Genomic DNA, 16,967 nt, shown 5'->3' on the forward strand with positions numbered 1-16,967 from the left:
GATCAACTTGGCTGGAATTGGTACAGCCAGGTTTCGGTGAGCGTCTTGTCGCCGGTCTTCAGGTAGAGCCGCATGTCGACGGGTTCGTTGCCTTCGGGCGTGTAGTCGAACTGCGCTCGCCAGTGGCCGGGCACGCCATTGGGCACGGCCTCGGCAAACACATAGGAGAACTTGCCGCGCGGCGCGGTCAGCACCAACTCTGGCTTTACGCCGAAGGGCACGGTGGTGAGCGGCTCGCCGACGAACTCGACCATGAACTTGCGCACGCCCGGCGGCCGCGGCTGGCCCGGCTGTCCGCCGCGGCCGATGCGCGTTGCCACGCAGCGCGCGAGCGGGGAGGGAAAGGGTTCCTGGTCGGTCCAGTGCAGCCGGTACTGCAGGCTGTAGCTCGCGCCCGCCTTCGCGTCGGCCTTGGGCACCCAGAAGGCGACGATGTTGTCGTGGATTTCGTCGTCGGTGGGAATCTCGATCAGCTGCACCGAGCCTTCACCCCAGTCGCCCTGCGGCTCGATCCAGAGGCTTGGGCGCTTTTCGTAGTTGACGCCGTCCTGGTAGTTGTCGAACACGCGGTCGCGCTGCAGCAGCCCGAAGCCGCGCGGCCGGGTGTCGGCGAACGCCGAGGCCCGGGTTTGCGTCGGGTTGTTGAGAGGGCGCCAGATGCGCTCGCCCGCGCCGTTCCAGATGGCAAGGCCGTCGGAGTCGTGCACCTCGGGGCGCCAGTCGATGGCGGTGGGCTTGATGGTTTCGGAGTACCAATACATCGAGGTGAGCGGCACCAGCCCGAGGCGCGAGACGTCGCGGCGCAGGAACAGGCGCGAATCGATGTCCATGATGACGGCCTTGCCGCGCTGCATGACGAACTTGAACACCCCCGTGACGCTCGGCCCTTCGAGCAGCGCGTAGACCGTCATCGAGGTGGTGTTGTTGGCGGCGGGCGTCTCGAAGTAGTAGCGCGTGAAGGTCGGAAACTCTTCCGGCTTGTCGGGCACGGCCACATCGAGCGCAAGGCCGCGTGCCGACAGGCCGTACTGGTAGAGCTCGCCGATCGCGCGGAAGTACGAGGCGCCTAGAAACGCGACCCAGTCGTTCTTCTGCCAGTCGAGCTTGCTCTGGTCGCCCAGGCGGCTTTCCTGGAGGCGGAAGCCAGCAAAGCCCGCGCCGGCCGGCAGCGCGCGGGCCGGGCTGTCGGGCGGCATCGAAAAGTAGCTGGGGCTGTAGAGCACCTCGCGTGCAAACACATCGCCGCCCGCGTTTTCGAGCACGTGCATGCGCACCGGCGTCTGGAAGAAACGGCCCAGGTGAAAGAAGGTGACGGGAAAGGCGCCGGGCCCGTCGCGGAAGAGGGCGTTGGCGGGGTCGAACTTGATCTTGCCGTGGGCGTCGTAGTCGATCTTCTCGAGCACATCGGGTGCCAGTGGTGCGGCTGCCGCATAGGGCTGCGCGGCCAGGCGCCTGGCCTGCGCGACGAGGCGGTCGAACGAAAACGGCGAGGGCTGGCTCAGTTTCAGGCCGTTGGCGGCCATTGCCTCTTCGGGCAGTCCAAGGGCGGCGAGTGCGGCGGCGGCACCACCAGCGGCAAGGAAGGATCGGCGATCAAGCATGTGTTTCTTGAGGGTTGCGAGTCTTGGAGGTACGGAAGCGTTCACGAAGAAGACGCGGCCAGCGGGTGTGCCGGCCGGCTGCGGAAGAACCATCCTAATGCAGCACGCGTCAGGATTTTCCGCGACGGGAGGAACGGCGAGCATGCCTTGAAGCAGCTGCGCCCCGCGTCAGCCAAGCCGCGCAATGCAGGCCAGACAAGGCCGGCGATTGGAAAAATTGTGCGTTTATGTATCGGCGGGGTCCGTGGCGCTCAACGCGTAGACGGCATAGAGCGACACGCCCAGCATCATCAGCACCAGCGGCGCGAACAGCGTGTAGGGCAGGCCGAAGCCTTCCAGCACCCGATAGGCGGAATCGAGCCGCAACCGCGGATGAGGTTCGGTCAGCTCGGAGGCCCGGCGCAGCCCCCACCGAAACTCCGCGCCGGTGGCGCGCACCGAGGGGTGCTGCGCCGCCCGCCCGACGGCAAGCCAGCACATGGCGTCGAACGCCAGCACCGAGCCCGCGGGCGCTCGCTCGCCGAAGGTTGCGAACACGGCCCGCACCTGTTGCGGCTCCAGGTACATCAGCACGCCCTCGGTAAAGAGAAAAACCGGCTCCCCCTTGCGATTGCGCGGCAGCGCCAGCTGGTCCCACCATCCGTCGGAGGTGAGGTCGAGCGGGCACACGTCGTGCCGCGGATCGGTTTCGGGAATCAGTTCGCGGCGCAGTTCGAGCACTTCGGGCAGGTCGGCATCCGTCAGGCGGCACTGCCCGTCGTCCAGCCACTGGAAGTAGTGGCTCAGGCCGCAGCCCATGTTCACCACGCGGCCGCCCGGATGCTGCTTGAGAAATTCCTGTGCAAGGCTGCGGAAGCGGCGCGTGCGGTTCAGGATGCCGTAGATGGTGGCCCTGTCTTCCGGCAGGGCATGCCCGTCGTCACGTATCTGCTCGAGCACCGATGCGGCGTAGGCGTCGCGCACCCCGAGCTGCGGAAACATCGCGTCGCCGGAGGCGCGCGCCGCAAGCGAAATCCGCAGGGTCGAAGGCACGGCCGACAGGCTCCGCGCGGCTTGGCTCGTTGTCGTCATGGGCGCTGGACCAGGGTCATGCCCAAAGTCTGGCTGCTACCGCACAGCGGGGCAAGTCAGCCTTTGGTTAGCCCTGGCAGGCCGCCGATGCGCCCGCGCCTATAACTTATTGCTTCGATTGCTTCGGATCGCGCCTTCGATCACTTGGCAGTCGGCATCACGAACTCGGCGCCCTTGCCGATGCTCTCGGGCCAGCGCTGCATGACGGACTTCTGCTTGGTGTAGAAGCGCACGCCTTCTTCGCCGTAGGCATGCATGTCGCCGAAGAGCGAGCGCTTCCAGCCGCCGAAGCCGTGCCACGCCATTGGCACCGGAATCGGCACGTTGATGCCGACCATGCCCACCTGGATGCGGCGGCTGAATTCGCGCGCCACATTGCCGTCGCGCGTGAAGCAGCTCACGCCGTTGCCGAATTCATGGTCGTTGACCAGGTCCACCGCGTCCTTGAAGTTGGCCACGCGCACGCAGGAGAGCACCGGGCCGAAGATTTCTTCCTTGTAGATGCGCATTTCGGGCGTGACGTGGTCGAACAGCGTGCCGCCCATCCAGAAGCCGTCGCCGCAGCCTTCGCCGGCCTTGCTGCCGTCGAACTGGCGGCCGTCGACCAGCAGCTTCGCGCCTTCTTTTTCGCCCTGGGCGATGTAGCCCGTGATGCGCTCGTGCGCCGCGCGGGTGACGATCGGGCCCATCTCGGCCGCGAGGTTCTCGCCGTCGAGCACCTTGAGCGTCTTCGTGCGCTCGACGAGCTTCGGAATGATCTTGTCGGCCACGTCGCCCACCAGCACCGCCACGCTGATCGCCATGCAGCGCTCGCCGGCCGAACCGTATCCGGCGCCGATCAGCGCATCCACCGTCTGGTCGATGTCGGCGTCGGGCATCACCACCATGTGGTTCTTCGCGCCGCCCAGCGCCTGCACGCGCTTGCCGTTGCGCGCGCCGGTTTCATAGATGTAGTTGGCAATGGGCGTGGAGCCCACAAAGCTGACGGCCTTGACGTCCGGGTGCTCGAGCAGCGCATCGACCGCGGCCTTGTCGCCCTGCACCACGTTGAACACGCCGTCGGGCAGGCCCGCTTCCTTCAGCAGCTCGGCCATGCGCAGCGACGGGGTCGGGTCGGTCGGGCTGGGCTTGAGAATGAAGGTGTTGCCCGCGGCAATGGCCACCGGGAACATCCACATCGGCACCATCACCGGAAAGTTGAAAGGCGTGATGCCCGCCACCACGCCCAGCGGCTGGCGCAGCGTCCAGTTGTCGATGCCGGTGCTCACCTGGTCGGTGAAGTCGCCCTTGAGCAGCTGCGGAATACCGCATGCGAACTCGACGATGTCGATGCCGCGCGAGACCTCGCCCTGCGCGTCGGTGAACACCTTGCCGTGCTCGGCGGTGATCATGTGGGCGAGCTCGTCCTTGTGCAGGTTCAGCAGCTCCAGAAACTTGAACATCACGCGGGCACGGCGAATCGGTGGCGTGTCGGCCCACTTGGGAAAGGCGGCCTGGGCGGCGGCCACGGCGGCGTCGACATCGGCCGCGGCGGCAAGCACCACCTTGCCAGTGACCTTGCCGGAGGCCGGATTGGTGACGTCCTGCGTGCGGCTGGAACCGCCGGCGGTGTGCTGGCCGGCGATGAAATGCGCGATCTGTGTGGTCATGGAGAGTCCCAGGGTCAAATGATTTGCGCCAGTCTAGAAAAGGGAAGGGCGCCTGCCTAGGCGCTAAAGTTGAACTGTTTGTTCGCCATGGTGAACAATGCAGCCATGGATACGCAAAAAGCCGAATCGCTCTGGACGCACCTGCACTGGCTGATCGTGCTCGGCCAGCAGGGCAGCTACACCGCCGCCGCGGCCCGGCTGGGCGTGAGCAAGGCCGCCATGAGCCAGCGCATTGCCGAACTGGAGCGCGCCGCGGGCGTGCCCCTGGTGCGCCGTACCACGCGCAGCATGCGGCTCACCGAGGCCGGCCAGCAGCTCGTCGACCAGACCCGGGAGCCCTTCGAGCAGATCGCCCACAGTTTTTTGAAGGCCCAGGACCATGCGGGCGAACCGCGCGGCCTGGTGCGCGTGACGGCGCCGGTAGCCTTGGGGCGGCAGCAGCTGTTACCGCGGCTGGCCGACTTCCTGCTTGCGCATCCATCGATCCGCATCGAGATGGAGCTTTCCGATCGTCTCAGCTCGCTTGCGACGGAAGGCTTCGACCTGGCGGTGCGGCACGCCGCTTCGCCGCCCGATACGCATGTGGCCTGGCGGCTGTGCGAGACCCGATCCGTGCTGGTGGCCAGCCGGGCCTATCTGCGCCGCAAGGGAACGCCGCTGTCGCCGTCCATGCTGGCCGAGCACGATTGCCTGCACTATCCGCGCGGGCAAGAAACGAATGTGTGGTCGTTCGAGCGCCGGAACGTCCGGGCGCGCCAGGCCGAGCGCATGACCGTGCCCATTGCCGGCCCGCTCGCCGCCAACAACAGCGAAGCGCTTCGCGATGCCGCGCAGGCCGGGCTTGGCATTGCCCTGCTGCCCGACTTCAGTGCGCAGTCGGCCTTGCAAGCGGGCAAGCTGGTGGAGGTGCTGCCCGACTGGCAGCCCACCGGCGCATTCGCGGACCACATCTACGCCATTCGGCCGTACTCGCTGCACATACCGCGCGCGGTCAATCTGTTTGTGAGCCACCTGCGCGAAACCCTCAAGGCAGGGTTCCGCTTGCCGCAGGCCTGAGGTTTCGGCCCGCTGGTCCGGCCTGGTTTCAGGTGGACGATGCAAGCAGCTGCTTGACCAGCAACTGTGCCGCGGGCGACAGGGTCTCGCCGGTCTTCGTTGCCATCAGCAGCCGCCGAACGGCCCAGGCGTCCTTCAGCCGCACCACCTTGAGATCGAGCGCGCTCACCTGCGCCTTGCAGGCCGCGAGCGGCACCACGCCGATGCCGAGGTTGGCGGCGATCATGTGGCACATCGCATCGAAGCTGCGCACCTGCACGCGCAACCGCATCGGAATGGCGGCCTGCTCGGCCGCGCGGGAGGTCAGCTCGAGCAGCGAGCTGCTGCGGTTCAGGCCCACGAACTCGTGGGCGAGGCAGGTCTTGAAGTCCGTTCTCCGGGTGCGCGCAAGCGGATGCTGCCGGGCGCACAGCACCACCAGCTCGTCGGTCTGGAACTGCGCCACGTCGAGCCCGTAGGCGGGCGTGTTTTCCGCGAACACGCCCACGTCGGCCAGGCCGTCGACCAAGGCGCGGACGATGTCGCCGCTCAGTTGTTCTTCCACTTCGACGCGGATGTCCGGATGCTGGCCGAGAAACGCCGCCAGCGTGGCCGGCAGGAACTCGGTGAGCGCCGACATGTTGGCCCACAGCCGCACATGGCCGCGCACGCCGCTCGAGTAGTCGCCGAGTTCGTTGCTGAACTGCTCGAAGCCCTGAAAGAGCCGCATCGCATGCTGCATGGCCACATGGCCGGCGGGGGTGAGGGCTATGCCTTGCGAACTGCGCTCCAGCAGCTTCGACCCGGTGGCGGCCTCGAAATCAGAAAGCCGCCGGCTGGCCGCCGAAAGGGCGAGGTGACAGGCCTCCGCACCCTTGGTGATGCTGCCCGACTGGGCCACCGCGCAGAACAGGCGCAGCGTCACGAAATCGACACGCGCGGGATTGATGGGGCTGGCCATCGCCGGATTCTAGGGATGGCGCCGTCATGTAAACGCCATTGGCATAGGCCAAAAGATTCTTTGACATGTTATGTCGGCGCACCTATAGTGAACGTCAGGAACAAAAAGGAGGGGTATGCAATCACTGCTCGATCAACTGAAGGGGCTTGACGTTCTGGCCGGTGCCGCAATGGGCGGACTTGCGATGCAATTGCAGCCTATTCCCGGCCATACGCCCGTGGTGCAGGTGAGCATCGAGGGCCGGGACGAGTTGCCGATCTTCATCACCAGTTCAGACATGCAGGTGATCTGCATCTGCTATCTCTGGACCGAAGAAGAAGTGAAGCCCGAGCGCCGGACCGAGCTGCTCGAGTCGTTGCTCGACCTGAATCCCTCGGTGCCGCTGTCGTCCTTCGGCCGCGTCGATGGCCGCTATGTGCTCACCGGTGCGCTCGGCCGCAATGCCAGCGTCGAAGACATCGCGCGCGAAGTGGCGGTGCTCAGCGACAACGCGCTCGATGCGCTGGACGCCCTGTCCGAATTCCTGAACTAAAAGGCGGAAATCATCATGACGGTCATCAAGAAACTGGTCACCTTGCTGCGCGGGAGCGCCCGCGAAATCGGCGAGAGCGTGGTCGACAGCAATGCCACGCGCATCTACGAGCAGGAAATCATCGATGCCAAGCACAGCATCGAGAAGGCCAAGGGTGATCTCACTGGCGTCATGGCCAAGGAGATGCAATCGGCCCGCGAAATCGAACGCCTTAAAAACGAGGTCACGCGCTACGAAGGCCTGGCACTCGAGGCGCTCAACAAGACGCAGGAAGGCCTGGCGCTCGACGTCGCGGCCAAGGTCGGCACGCTCGAAAAAGAGCTCGAGGAGCAGGCCAAGGCGCATGCCTCCTACGCGCTGCAGGTGTCCAAGCTCAAGGACCTCATCAAGACGGCCGAAGTGCGCATTCGCGAGCATGAGCGCGAGATCGGCATTGCCAAGACCACCGAGAGCGTCTACCTCGCCACGCAATCGATCTCCGAGAACATCGGCGCGGGCGGTTCGCGCCTGTCCAATGCGCGCGAATCGCTCGAGCGCATCCGCCGGCGCCACGAAGACCTGGCCGACCGGATGACCGCGAGCCAGGCACTCGAAGACGAGCTCGGCCACAGCGCTCTCGAAAAGAAGCTGGCGGCCGCGGGCATCGGCAGCGATGTCGACCGCACCGGCCTGGTGATGGAGCGCATCCGCGCCCGCCAGGCCAAACCGGCGGAGCCCGGCACCCAATGACCGTACGGGTCAAGCCGGTTCGCTGGCAAGGCTCGGACGAGGCGATACGCGCCGTTCAGGTGGCGTTCGATGTGGAAGAGGCCGTGCTGGAGGCGGTGCGCACGGCGGCCTTCGAGCAGCACGTGTCCACCTCCGACCAGATCCGGCAGGTGCTGGGGCTTGCGACAACGTCCAAACCCAAGCGGCCGCGCCTGACCGTGTCGCTGAATGCGGCAGACTACGAGTTTCTGGCGGCGAGATATGGGCTCGCCCCGGACGACCGCCTGGCCATCAAGGAGAGGGCCACGCGGGATCTGATTGCTTTTGCAAGTGGTGGAAAGAAAAAGGGCACTGGCGCAGCGAAGCCGGGCCGAAGATAAAAACACAACCCGCACGCGGGAGGGTCAATGGGAAATTTCATGGATGCGGTGACGGGGTACCCCACCGCGATCTACACGGTGCTGCTGGGCGTCGTGGTGATCTATTGGGTGCTCGCGGTGGCCGGCATGGTCGACATTGAGCACAGCGGCATCGATGTCGATGTGCAGACCCACGCCGACGGCGACACCAGCGACATAGGGCAACTCGCGAGCTACGTGGTCGCGTTCGGCCTGAACGGCGTGCCGTTCTCGGTGGCGGTGAGCCTGCTGGTGCTGGTGTCGTGGACGCTGTCCTGCCTTGGCGGGGAGTGGCTGCTGCCGCTGGTGCCCACGCTGCCGCTCAAGCTCCTGGCCGGTACGGTGCTGCTGGTGGCGAGCGCCGCCATTGCCATACCCGTCACTGCCGTGGCCATTCGCCCGCTGCGAGGCTTGTTCGTGAGCCATACGGCCGTGAGCAATGCGGCGCTGGTCGGGCAAGCCTGCCGCGTCGTCACCGGGGTGGTGAACGAGAAGGACGGCCGCGCCGAAGTGGCCCGCCGCGGCGCCAGCCTGAACATTCGCGTCTGGGCGCCCACGCCCAACACGCTCAAGCGCGGATCGCAAGCGCTGATTCTCGAATACGACGAGGTGGCCGGCCGCTACCTCATCGCAGCGCACGAAGACATCGTCTGACCGCGCGCATCCCCTTACCGTTCGTTCGCTCTTAAAGCATCTCTGGAGAAAAAATGGAGCCCATCCTCTTTGCCGTGGCCATCCTGGCCGTGGTCATCCTCGGCCTGTTCGCGATGTTCGCCAAGTTCTATCGAAAGATCGAACAGGGCCACGCGCTCATCGTGAACACGCTGCGCGCCGAGCCCGAGGTGACTTTCACCGGGCGAATGGTCTACCCCATCATCCACAAGGCCGAGTTGATGGACATCTCGGTCAAGACCATCGAGATCGACCGCTCCGGCAACGAAGGCCTCATCTGCCGCGACAACATTCGCGCAGACATCAAGGTGAAGTTTTTCGTTCGCGTGAACAAGACCGCGGACGACGTGCTCAAGGTGGCGCAGGGCATTGGCTGCGCGCGCGCTTCGAACCACGAAACGCTCGAAGAATTGTTCTCGGCCAAGTTCTCCGAAGCGCTCAAGACCGTCGGCAAGTCGATGGATTTTGTCGACCTCTACCAGGCGCGAGACGGTTTCCGCGACCAGATCATCAGCCAGATCGGCAACGACCTTTCGGGCTACGTGCTCGAAGACGCCGCCATCGATTACCTCGAGCAAACGCCGCTGTCGGAACTCGACACCAACAACATCCTCGATGCGCAGGGCATCAAGAAGATCACCGAGCTGACGGCGGTCGAGCATGTGCGCACCAACGAACTGCGCCGCAACGAGGAAATGCAGATCAAGAAGAAGAACGTCGAAACGCAGGAAGCGCTGCTCGAGCTTGAGCGCCAGCAGGCCGACGCCACCGCGCGCCAGCAGCGCGAAATTGCCAGCGTGCGCGCCCGGGAAGAGGCCGAGACCGCCAAGATCCAGGCCGAAGAGCGCACCAAGTCCGAAACCGCGCGCCTGGTTGCCGAACAGTCCATCTCGGTGCAGCAGGAAAACGTGCAGCGCGAAAAGGAAGTGGCCGAGAACAACCGCAAGCGCGCAGTCGCCATCGAGGAAGAAAAAGTCACCCGTGCCCGCGATCTTGAAATTGTCGATCGCGAAAAGGAAGTGACGCTGCAGCGCATCGAGAAGGACAAGGCCGTCGAAGTGCAGAAGAAGGCGATTGCCGACGTGATTCGCGAGCGCATCGTGGTCGAACGCACCGTGGCCGAGCAGGAAGAAGCCATCAAGGAACTGCGCGTGGTGGCCGAGGCCGAGCGCACCAAGAAATCCGTCGTGATCATGGCCGAGGGCCAGGCCGAAGAGAAGATGGTGCTCGACGTGAAGGCGGCCGAAACGCAAGAAAAGCGCGCCCGCCACAAGGCGGCCGAAGAACTCACGCTGGCCGACGCCAAGCTGAAGGTGGCCGAGCGCGATGCCGAATCGAAGAAGCGCGAAGCCGAAGGCGTGGAAGCCATCTCGGCCGCGCCGGGCCTTGCCGCCGCCAAGGTCGAGATTGCGACCGCGCAAGCCAAGCTCGCGAGCTTCGAGGCCGAGGCTTCCGGTAAGGAAAAGCTCGGCTTGGCCGACGTGCATGTGCGGCAGGCCGATGCCGACGCCGTCCTCAAGGCCGGCCAGGCCGATGCGCAGGTGATCGAGGCGCGCTCGCAGGCCGAGGCCGCGGGCATGCGCGCCAAGTTCGACGCTGAAGCCTCGGGCAAGGAGAAGCTCGGCCTTGCCGAAGTGAACGTGCGCACGGCCGACGCCGAAGCCACCCTGAAGTCGGGCCAGGCCGACGCGCAGGTGATCGAAGCCCGCTTCAGCGCCGAGGCCAAGGGCCTGCACGAAAAGTTCGAAGCCATGAAGGCAATGAGCCCGGACACCCGCGACCACGAAGAGTTCCGCATGCGCCTGGAAAAGTCGCACATCGAAACCATGAAGGGCATCGATGCGCAGACCTCCATCGCCAAGGAGCAGGCCGAGGTGCTGGGCACAGCGCTCGCCAACGCCAAGATCGACATCGTGGGCGGGCAGGGCGACTACTTCGACAGCTTCGTGCGCTCGCTGTCCGTGGGCAAGGGCATCGACGGCGTCATCTCCAAGAGCAATGCGCTGCAGGTGGCCTTCAAGGACCAGCTGGCCGGCGACCGCGACGTGGTGAAGGACCTGCGCGACATCGTCGGTGCGCTCGGCAATTCGTCCGGCGAGATCCAGAACCTCAGCGTTGCGGCGCTCATGAGCCGCATTACCAGAGACGGCAGCGAAAGCCAGAAAACCGCGCTGAGCAACCTGATCTCCACCTTCCGCAACTGAGTGGGCGCGCAATGAACCCGAACCTCAAATGCAGCTGCTCGGCGCATTCGCCGATGCAAGCCGTTGCCCTGGCCGAGGCGCTCCTGGCCGTGAACTGCACCGACTGCGGCGGCATGGTCATGTCCATGGAAGACTGGCGCGCGTGGAAGGCCGCCGACCCTGCGCGCGAACCCCATGCAATCGATGACGAGGTCATCGAAGTGTTCGATGCCGCATCGGTGCGGCATTGCCCCGAGTGCGACCGCCTCATGCAGCGCCTGCGCGTGAGCGCGGGGCCCGACTTTCGCATCGACCGATGCATTGCCTGTCAGAACCTCTGGTTCGACCAGGGCGAATGGCGTGCGCTCGTGAGCCGCGGCCTGGCCAACCGGCTCGACGAACTGCTGTCCGACAGGTGGCAGCGGCAACTGCAGACCGAAGAGGTGCGCGAGGTGCGCCTTGCCGCGCTGCGCCGCCGCTACGGCAACGACTGCATCGACGAGCTGGACCGCATTCGCGCCTGGCTCGACACCCAGCCCCACCGCGACGAATTGCTCGCTTTGCTGCGCGCGGACTGACCGCGCCGATCTATGCAACCCACGGAAGAATCGGGGGCGCCGGCCGGCGCCCAGGCGCCGTCTGACCAGACCGAAACCCTGGTGTTCGGCAGCGGCAGCTACGACCTGCTGAAGAAGCGGCTCGAAACACAGGGCGAAGGCCTGCTCGCGAAGACGCAGGCGCTCAACGAGCGGCGTCTCGCCGAGTTCGGCCGCTCCGAGCAGGCCTTGGTGCTGCGCACCCGCGCGCGCACCGAGAACAACGCCGTGGCGCGCGACATCGTGCGCATTGGCGATCTGCTGCTGTTCGGCTACAACGTGTTTATCGGCCTGCGCAAGGAAACGGCCGTGAGCGACGTGTTCGGGCTCTACCGATTGGCAGTGCCCGGAGAGGCCGCCACCGAGAACGACGAGCTGCAGCCCGTGCCGCTGGCCGGCACCTTCCTCGAAGACACGCGCTTCGTCTCCGATTTTCGTGAGCTGTACGCCTACTACAAGCAGGCGACGATGCTGCAGCTGCGCGTCACGCAGGACAAGCTGCTCGCGTCCTTCCAGATCGGCCAGCAGTTGGGCGACGTGCGCGTGTTCCGCTGGGCCATCGAGCGCAGCGGCGACATCCACTACATCGACAACCGCGGCGAACGCGACATTGCGCTGCCCGCGAGCCACGACTTCGAATGGACCGTTGCCACGCGCGAAGACCATGTGGGCGGCAAGCACCCCCATGTGAACGTGCTCGACACGGTGTTTGTCGAAACGCTGGGCGGCGACCTCACGGTCAAGATCGAGAACAACACCGAAACCGGCCTTGGTATCTACAGCGAGCCGGTGGAAGACAAGAGCCAGTCGCTGACCGACGCCGAGATTTCGTGGGCCAAGCTCGGCATGCTGATCTTGCTGCGCGTAAAGCCTTACCGCGAGCAGGTCACGCGCTACCTGGTCTTCAACATCCGCACGCAGCAGGTCGAGCGCATCGACGCCATCGGCGGCTCCTGCGTGCAGCTGCCCGAAGACCACGGCATCATCTTTCCGGGCGGCTACTACCTGCAGTCGGGCGAGTACAAGCGCTTCGACCTGCCGGGCGAAGTGGTGGAGAGCCTGCGCTTCAAGCGCATGCTGCGCTCGCCCAACGGGGAAGACGTGGCCTACGTCTTCTACGACCCGAAGCCGGGGCGCTATGCGCTCTTCAACTACAACCTGATCGACAAGAAGCTCGCCACGCCGATCATCGCCAACGGCTACGCGCGCTTTGCCGACGGCCGCATCCTGGTGTTCAACGGCGACGCCGGCGAGCCCACGCGTGTGCACCCGATGCAGCTCTGGCAGACGCCGTTCGCCAGCGAAGAGCATGTGAGCGCGCAGCCGCCCGCCACCGGCTTCTTCGGCAAGATCGGCAATGCCGAGCTGGTGCGCGGCGTGAGCGACCTGATGGGCATTGCCCGTGCGGTACGCGAGCAGGCGCCCACGCGCGCTGCGTACGAAGACTTGATTCGCCAGTGCACCCGCGTGAGCGACGCCTACTTCTGGCTGGACGCCTCCGAGGCGGCCGGCCTGATGGGCGAGCTGCGCAGCATTGCCGACGTGGCGCGCAGCACGCTGGCCGAGTTCGAGAAGGTCGACACCATCCGCCGCGAGACCGCGCGCGCGCTGGCCCGTGCCGAAGACGAGCAGCACGCCTTGCTGGTCGACATTGCCAGCACGCTCTGGCGCGCGCCCGACGATTTCGTGAAGGCCCTGGGCCGCCTGCGCGAACGGCGCGGCGCGCTGCAGATGCTCAAGGAGCTGCGCTACGCCGACCTGCCGCGCATCGCCGCCATGGACGCCGCGCTCGAGACCGAGCAGCAGCGCATCGGCGAACGGGCCATGCAGTTCCTGGCGGCGGACACGGCCTTCAGCGGCCAGCGCCAGGCACTGGACAAGCTGGCGCTAGACCTGCCGAATCTTGCGACTTCGCCCGCGCTTGGCCAGATGCTGGCAACGCTCGACGAGCAAGCGGCCGGCCTCGATTTGCTGACCGAACAGCTCGGGAGCCTGCCAGGCGGTGATGCGGTGATCCGCACTTCGATTCTCGACCGCATCTCGCTGATCTACGCCGACATCAACCGCATGCGCGCCGATGCACGCGCGCGGCGCAAGTCACTCGGCGCAACCGAGGCGCGCGCGGAGTTCGGTGCGCAGTTCAAGCTTTTCAGCCAGGCGGTGGAAAACGCGCTGGAGTTTGCCGACACGCCCGAGAAGTGCGACGACGCGCTCACGCGCCTCTTGGCCCAGCTCGAAGAAATCGAAGGCCGCTTTGCCGAGCAGGAAGACTTTTTGGCCGACATCGCCGAAAAGCGCGAGACCGTGTACGAAGCGCTTTCCGCGCGCCGCCAGAGCCTGGTGGAGGCCCGCCAGCGCCGTGCGCAGGGCGTGGTCGACGCGGCGGGGCGCATCCTCGACGGTATTCCACGCCGCGTTGCGCAGTTCGGCGACCTGAAGCAGGTTCACAGCTACTTCGCGGCCGATCCGATGATCGGCAAGCTGCACACGCTGATTGCAGACCTGCGCACGCTCGGCGCCGCCGTGCCGGCGGACGAGCTCGACACGCGCCTGAAGACGGCGCGCGACCAGGCCCTGCGTTCGATTCGCGACAAACGCGAACTGGTGAGCGAAGGCGGAGACACCCTGCGCCTGGGCCGTCATGCCTTTACCGTGCACCGCCAGCCCGTCGACCTGACCTTGGTGGCCCGCGAGAGCGGTATGGCCTACCAGGTCACCGGCACCGACTACCTGAGCCCCGTGGACGAGCCGCGCCTGCTGCCGCTGCAACGCTACTGGAACCAGGCGCTGGTTTCGGAAACCACCGAACTGTCGCGCGCCGAATACCTGGCCGGCCGCTTGCTCGAGTCGCTGCTCGATGGCAAGGCCGAGCGCACCTGGGCCGAGGTGGTCACGCTCCTCACCGAAGACCCTTTGCATCCGCAGCTGCTCGAAATGGTGCGCCGCTTTGCAGCCGCGCGCTACCAGGAGGGCTACCAGAAGGGCATTCATGACGACGACGCGCTGCGCCTGCTGGGCGCGCTCGTCGCAATGCAAGACCAGGCCGGCCTGCTCGCATGGGGGCCGACCGAACGCGCGCTTGCGTTGCTCTACTGGCAGCACGGCCACCTGATCGCGCACCGCGAATCGCTGCTGCGGCGTGCGCGCGCCGCCTTGCAGATGCAGGCCCTGTTCGCCCGCCGCGACGCGCTGGAGCAGCTCGAAGCCGACACGGCGCGCGCGCTTAACCACTTTGCGCGCGACATGCTGCCCGACCTGCTGCCGTTGGCCGAAACCGCTACCGAAGAAGAGCGCGACGCCCACCAGGGCCGCGTGTCCACCGTGTGCGGCCAGGCGGCTGCCTACCTAGTGCGCGAACTGGCCGGCGAGCACGGCGGGGAAACCTGGGCCGTATCGGGTGCGGGCGAAGACCTGGCCGCCGCGTTGCTTCGCGAGCTCGAAAGGGGTGGACGGCGCGATGCGTGGCAGCACGATCTCGATGCCGCACCGCCGGCGGAGCGCTGGCGCCTTGCGCGCGACTGGGTGCGTGCCTATGCGGTTCATCAGGCGCCGCAGTCGGTCGATTGGGTAGACGACGCGGCCAGCGTGCTGGCCATGCCGATGCAGCGCAAGCGTGTCAACGTGGCGCTCGACCGCACGGTCGAAGGGCTGCGCGGCGAACATCCGCGCGTGGCCGATGGCCGCATGACGCTGAACCTGAACGACTTCTGGCGCCGCTTCCTGTTTCACACCACGCATGCGGTGCCGGGCTACGAGGCGCTGCACAGCTTGCGCCACGAGCTGCTCGAGCGCGAGAAGGCGCGGCTCAAGCTGAGCCAGTTCCAGGCCAAGCCGCTCTCGACCTTCGTTCGCAACCAGCTGATCGACGAGCTCTACCTGCCCATCATCGGCGACAACCTGGCCAAGCAGATCGGCTCGGCGGGGGAGGGCAGCCGCACCGACCGCATGGGCCTGCTGCTGCTGATCTCGCCGCCCGGCTACGGCAAGACCACGCTCATGGAATACGTGGCAGACCGGCTCGGCCTGATCTTCGTGCGCATCAACTGCCCGGCGCTGGGCCATGGCGTCACGGCCATCGACCCGGCCAACGCGCCCAACAGCGCCGCGCGGCAAGAGCTGGAAAAGCTGAACCTCGGCCTGGCAATGGGCAGCAACGTGATGCTGTACCTGGACGACATCCAGCACACGAGCCCGGAGTTTCTGCAGAAGTTCATTGCGCTGGCCGACGGCACGCGCCGCATCGAGGGCGTGTGGAACGGCGAGCCGCGCAGCTACGACATGCGCGGCAAGCGCTTTGCCATCGTGATGGCCGGTAACCCGTACACCGAGTCGGGCGACGTGTTCAAGATCCCGGACATGCTGGCCAACCGGGCGGACATCTACAACCTGGGCGACGTGCTCTCGGGACGCGAGGCGGCCTTTGCGCTTTCGTACATCGAGAACAGCCTGACCTCCAACCCCACGCTGATGCCGCTGGCCTCGCGCGACCCCAAGGACGTGCAGCTGCTGGTCAAGATGGCGCAGGGCCACGAGGTGCCGAGCAGCGCGCTTTCACATGCGTACAGTGCGGTTGAGTTGGAAGAGATAAAGGCACTGCTGCAGCGCCTGTTCCGTGCGCGCGACCTGCTGCTGAAGGTCAACCTCGCCTACATCGAATCGGCCGCGCAACAGGAGGCCTACCGCACGGCGCCGCCGTTCAAGCTGCAGGGCAGCTACCGCAACATGACCAAGCTCGCGGGCAAGATCACCGCGTTGATGCGCGACGACGAGCTCGACGCTTTGCTGCGCGACCATTACCGCGGCGAGGCGCAGACCCTGACCACCGGCGCGGAAGAAAACCTCTTGAGGCTTGCGCAGCTTCTGGGCAGCCCCACGCCGGAAGAAAGCGCGCGCTGGGCGGCCATCTGCGAAGAGTTCGTGCGAAAGAAAAAGCTCGGCGGCGACGACGTCGACGGCAGCCAGCGCATTGCAAGCAGCATGCTCGACGTGGCGCGCGCGGTCGATGCGCTCAAACCCAAGCCGCCCGCCGAAGGCCCGAGCGAAAGCCAGCGGCTGGCCGACGCCATGCTGCAGATTGCGGTGACCTATCGCGAACTGATTCTGCCGCTAGTAACCGCCACCGAACGCCGGCTCGAGCTCGACCGGTCGATCAAGCAGGACATGGAGCGGCTTGCGGCTGAAGTGCAGGCTGCGCGTAGCGTGGTGAAGCGCTCTCCCAAGCCGGACAAGGAGGGCTAGGAATGAGGGGTTGTCTTTCTTTGCGTCATGCTGTTTCGCGCTGCGGTTCTTCAGGGCGCGCGCCCGCCGACGGGGTACCTTTCTCCGCGAATGTCCCCCGGCCTGCGGCCTCCTCCTTTATTTCGCTGCGCAAGGCACCCCATCGACGTGCGCGTTGGGCAGAGCGGTGGTTGATCGAGCGGAACAAGCGCATCGCCCAGTGTGCACAGGGCATCGGGTGCTCCCCGCAGCGAAATAAAGGAGGAGCCGAAGGCGGGGGACATTCGCGGAGGGGAGTACCCGGTGGCCTTTGCACGCGCCCTGAACAAGAGCCCCTGAATACG

The 16,967-nt window shown here is 65.9% G+C and carries 12 protein-coding genes; 8 read left to right on the plus strand and 4 right to left on the minus strand.

Annotated features, from left to right (window positions below):
* Window positions 1-2: 2 nt before the first annotated feature.
* The 3 genes from V9K97_RS09450 to V9K97_RS09460 all read right to left on the minus strand — a co-directional run bounded on the left by V9K97_RS09450 (window position 3) and on the right by V9K97_RS09460 (window position 4,321).
* On the minus strand, window positions 3-1,601 hold the full coding sequence (locus V9K97_RS09450) for a glucan biosynthesis protein (protein ID WP_337296326.1): 1,599 nt from the start codon (window positions 1,599-1,601) through the stop codon (window positions 3-5).
* 225 nt (window positions 1,602-1,826) lie between these two features.
* Window positions 1,827-2,672, minus strand: coding sequence for a class I SAM-dependent methyltransferase (locus tag V9K97_RS09455; RefSeq protein ID WP_337317661.1), 846 nt, complete (start codon window positions 2,670-2,672; stop codon window positions 1,827-1,829).
* A 140-nt stretch (window positions 2,673-2,812) separates the two neighbouring features.
* Window positions 2,813-4,321 carry a CoA-acylating methylmalonate-semialdehyde dehydrogenase gene (locus tag V9K97_RS09460; protein ID WP_337317662.1) on the minus strand — a complete coding sequence of 503 codons (1,509 nt, stop codon included), beginning with the start codon at window positions 4,319-4,321 and terminating at the stop codon, window positions 2,813-2,815.
* A 105-nt stretch (window positions 4,322-4,426) separates the two neighbouring features.
* Between V9K97_RS09460 and V9K97_RS09465 the strand changes: the two genes are divergently transcribed.
* The gene (locus V9K97_RS09465) at window positions 4,427-5,377 is read left to right on the plus strand and encodes a LysR family transcriptional regulator (protein WP_337317664.1); all 951 of its coding nucleotides are present in this window, start codon (window positions 4,427-4,429) and stop codon (window positions 5,375-5,377) included.
* A 28-nt stretch (window positions 5,378-5,405) separates the two neighbouring features.
* Here the strand turns inward: V9K97_RS09465 and V9K97_RS09470 are convergent, their stop codons facing one another.
* Window positions 5,406-6,317: a LysR family transcriptional regulator gene (locus V9K97_RS09470; protein ID WP_337317665.1), complete on the minus strand. Its 912-nt coding sequence runs from the start codon at window positions 6,315-6,317 to the stop codon at window positions 5,406-5,408.
* Between the two features lie 115 nt (window positions 6,318-6,432).
* Here V9K97_RS09470 and V9K97_RS09475 point away from each other — a divergent pair, with 115 nt between their 5' ends.
* Genes V9K97_RS09475 through V9K97_RS09505 form a run of 7 tightly spaced genes read left to right on the plus strand, consistent with a single transcriptional unit; the run spans window position 6,433 to window position 16,644 of the window.
* Window positions 6,433-6,849: a YjfI family protein gene (locus V9K97_RS09475; RefSeq protein WP_337315628.1), complete on the plus strand. Its 417-nt coding sequence runs from the start codon at window positions 6,433-6,435 to the stop codon at window positions 6,847-6,849.
* A gap of 15 nt (window positions 6,850-6,864) precedes the next feature.
* Window positions 6,865-7,578, plus strand: coding sequence for a PspA/IM30 family protein (locus V9K97_RS09480; RefSeq protein WP_337317667.1), 714 nt, complete (start codon window positions 6,865-6,867; stop codon window positions 7,576-7,578).
* Window positions 7,575-7,937 (plus strand): hypothetical protein, encoded by a 363-nt coding sequence (locus V9K97_RS09485; RefSeq protein ID WP_307700269.1) that lies wholly within the window; start codon window positions 7,575-7,577, stop codon window positions 7,935-7,937. Before V9K97_RS09480 ends, V9K97_RS09485 begins: the two co-directional genes overlap by 4 nt.
* A 27-nt stretch (window positions 7,938-7,964) precedes the next feature.
* A complete protein-coding gene (locus V9K97_RS09490; RefSeq protein ID WP_337317669.1) occupies window positions 7,965-8,609 on the plus strand; it encodes a ubiquinone biosynthesis protein in 645 nt (214 codons plus the stop codon).
* A gap of 53 nt (window positions 8,610-8,662) precedes the next feature.
* Window positions 8,663-10,831 carry a hypothetical protein gene (locus V9K97_RS09495; RefSeq protein WP_337317671.1) on the plus strand — a complete coding sequence of 723 codons (2,169 nt, stop codon included), beginning with the start codon at window positions 8,663-8,665 and terminating at the stop codon, window positions 10,829-10,831.
* A gap of 11 nt (window positions 10,832-10,842) precedes the next feature.
* Window positions 10,843-11,388 (plus strand): zf-TFIIB domain-containing protein, encoded by a 546-nt coding sequence (locus tag V9K97_RS09500; protein ID WP_337317672.1) that lies wholly within the window; start codon window positions 10,843-10,845, stop codon window positions 11,386-11,388.
* 12 nt (window positions 11,389-11,400) lie between these two features.
* A complete protein-coding gene (locus V9K97_RS09505) occupies window positions 11,401-16,644 on the plus strand; it encodes a DNA repair ATPase (protein WP_337317674.1) in 5,244 nt (1,747 codons plus the stop codon).
* The last annotated feature ends 323 nt before the right edge of the window (window positions 16,645-16,967 follow it).

Origin of the sequence: Variovorax sp. CCNWLW186, from assembly GCF_037203865.1 — a bacterium.
Classification (GTDB): domain Bacteria; phylum Pseudomonadota; class Gammaproteobacteria; order Burkholderiales; family Burkholderiaceae_C; genus Variovorax.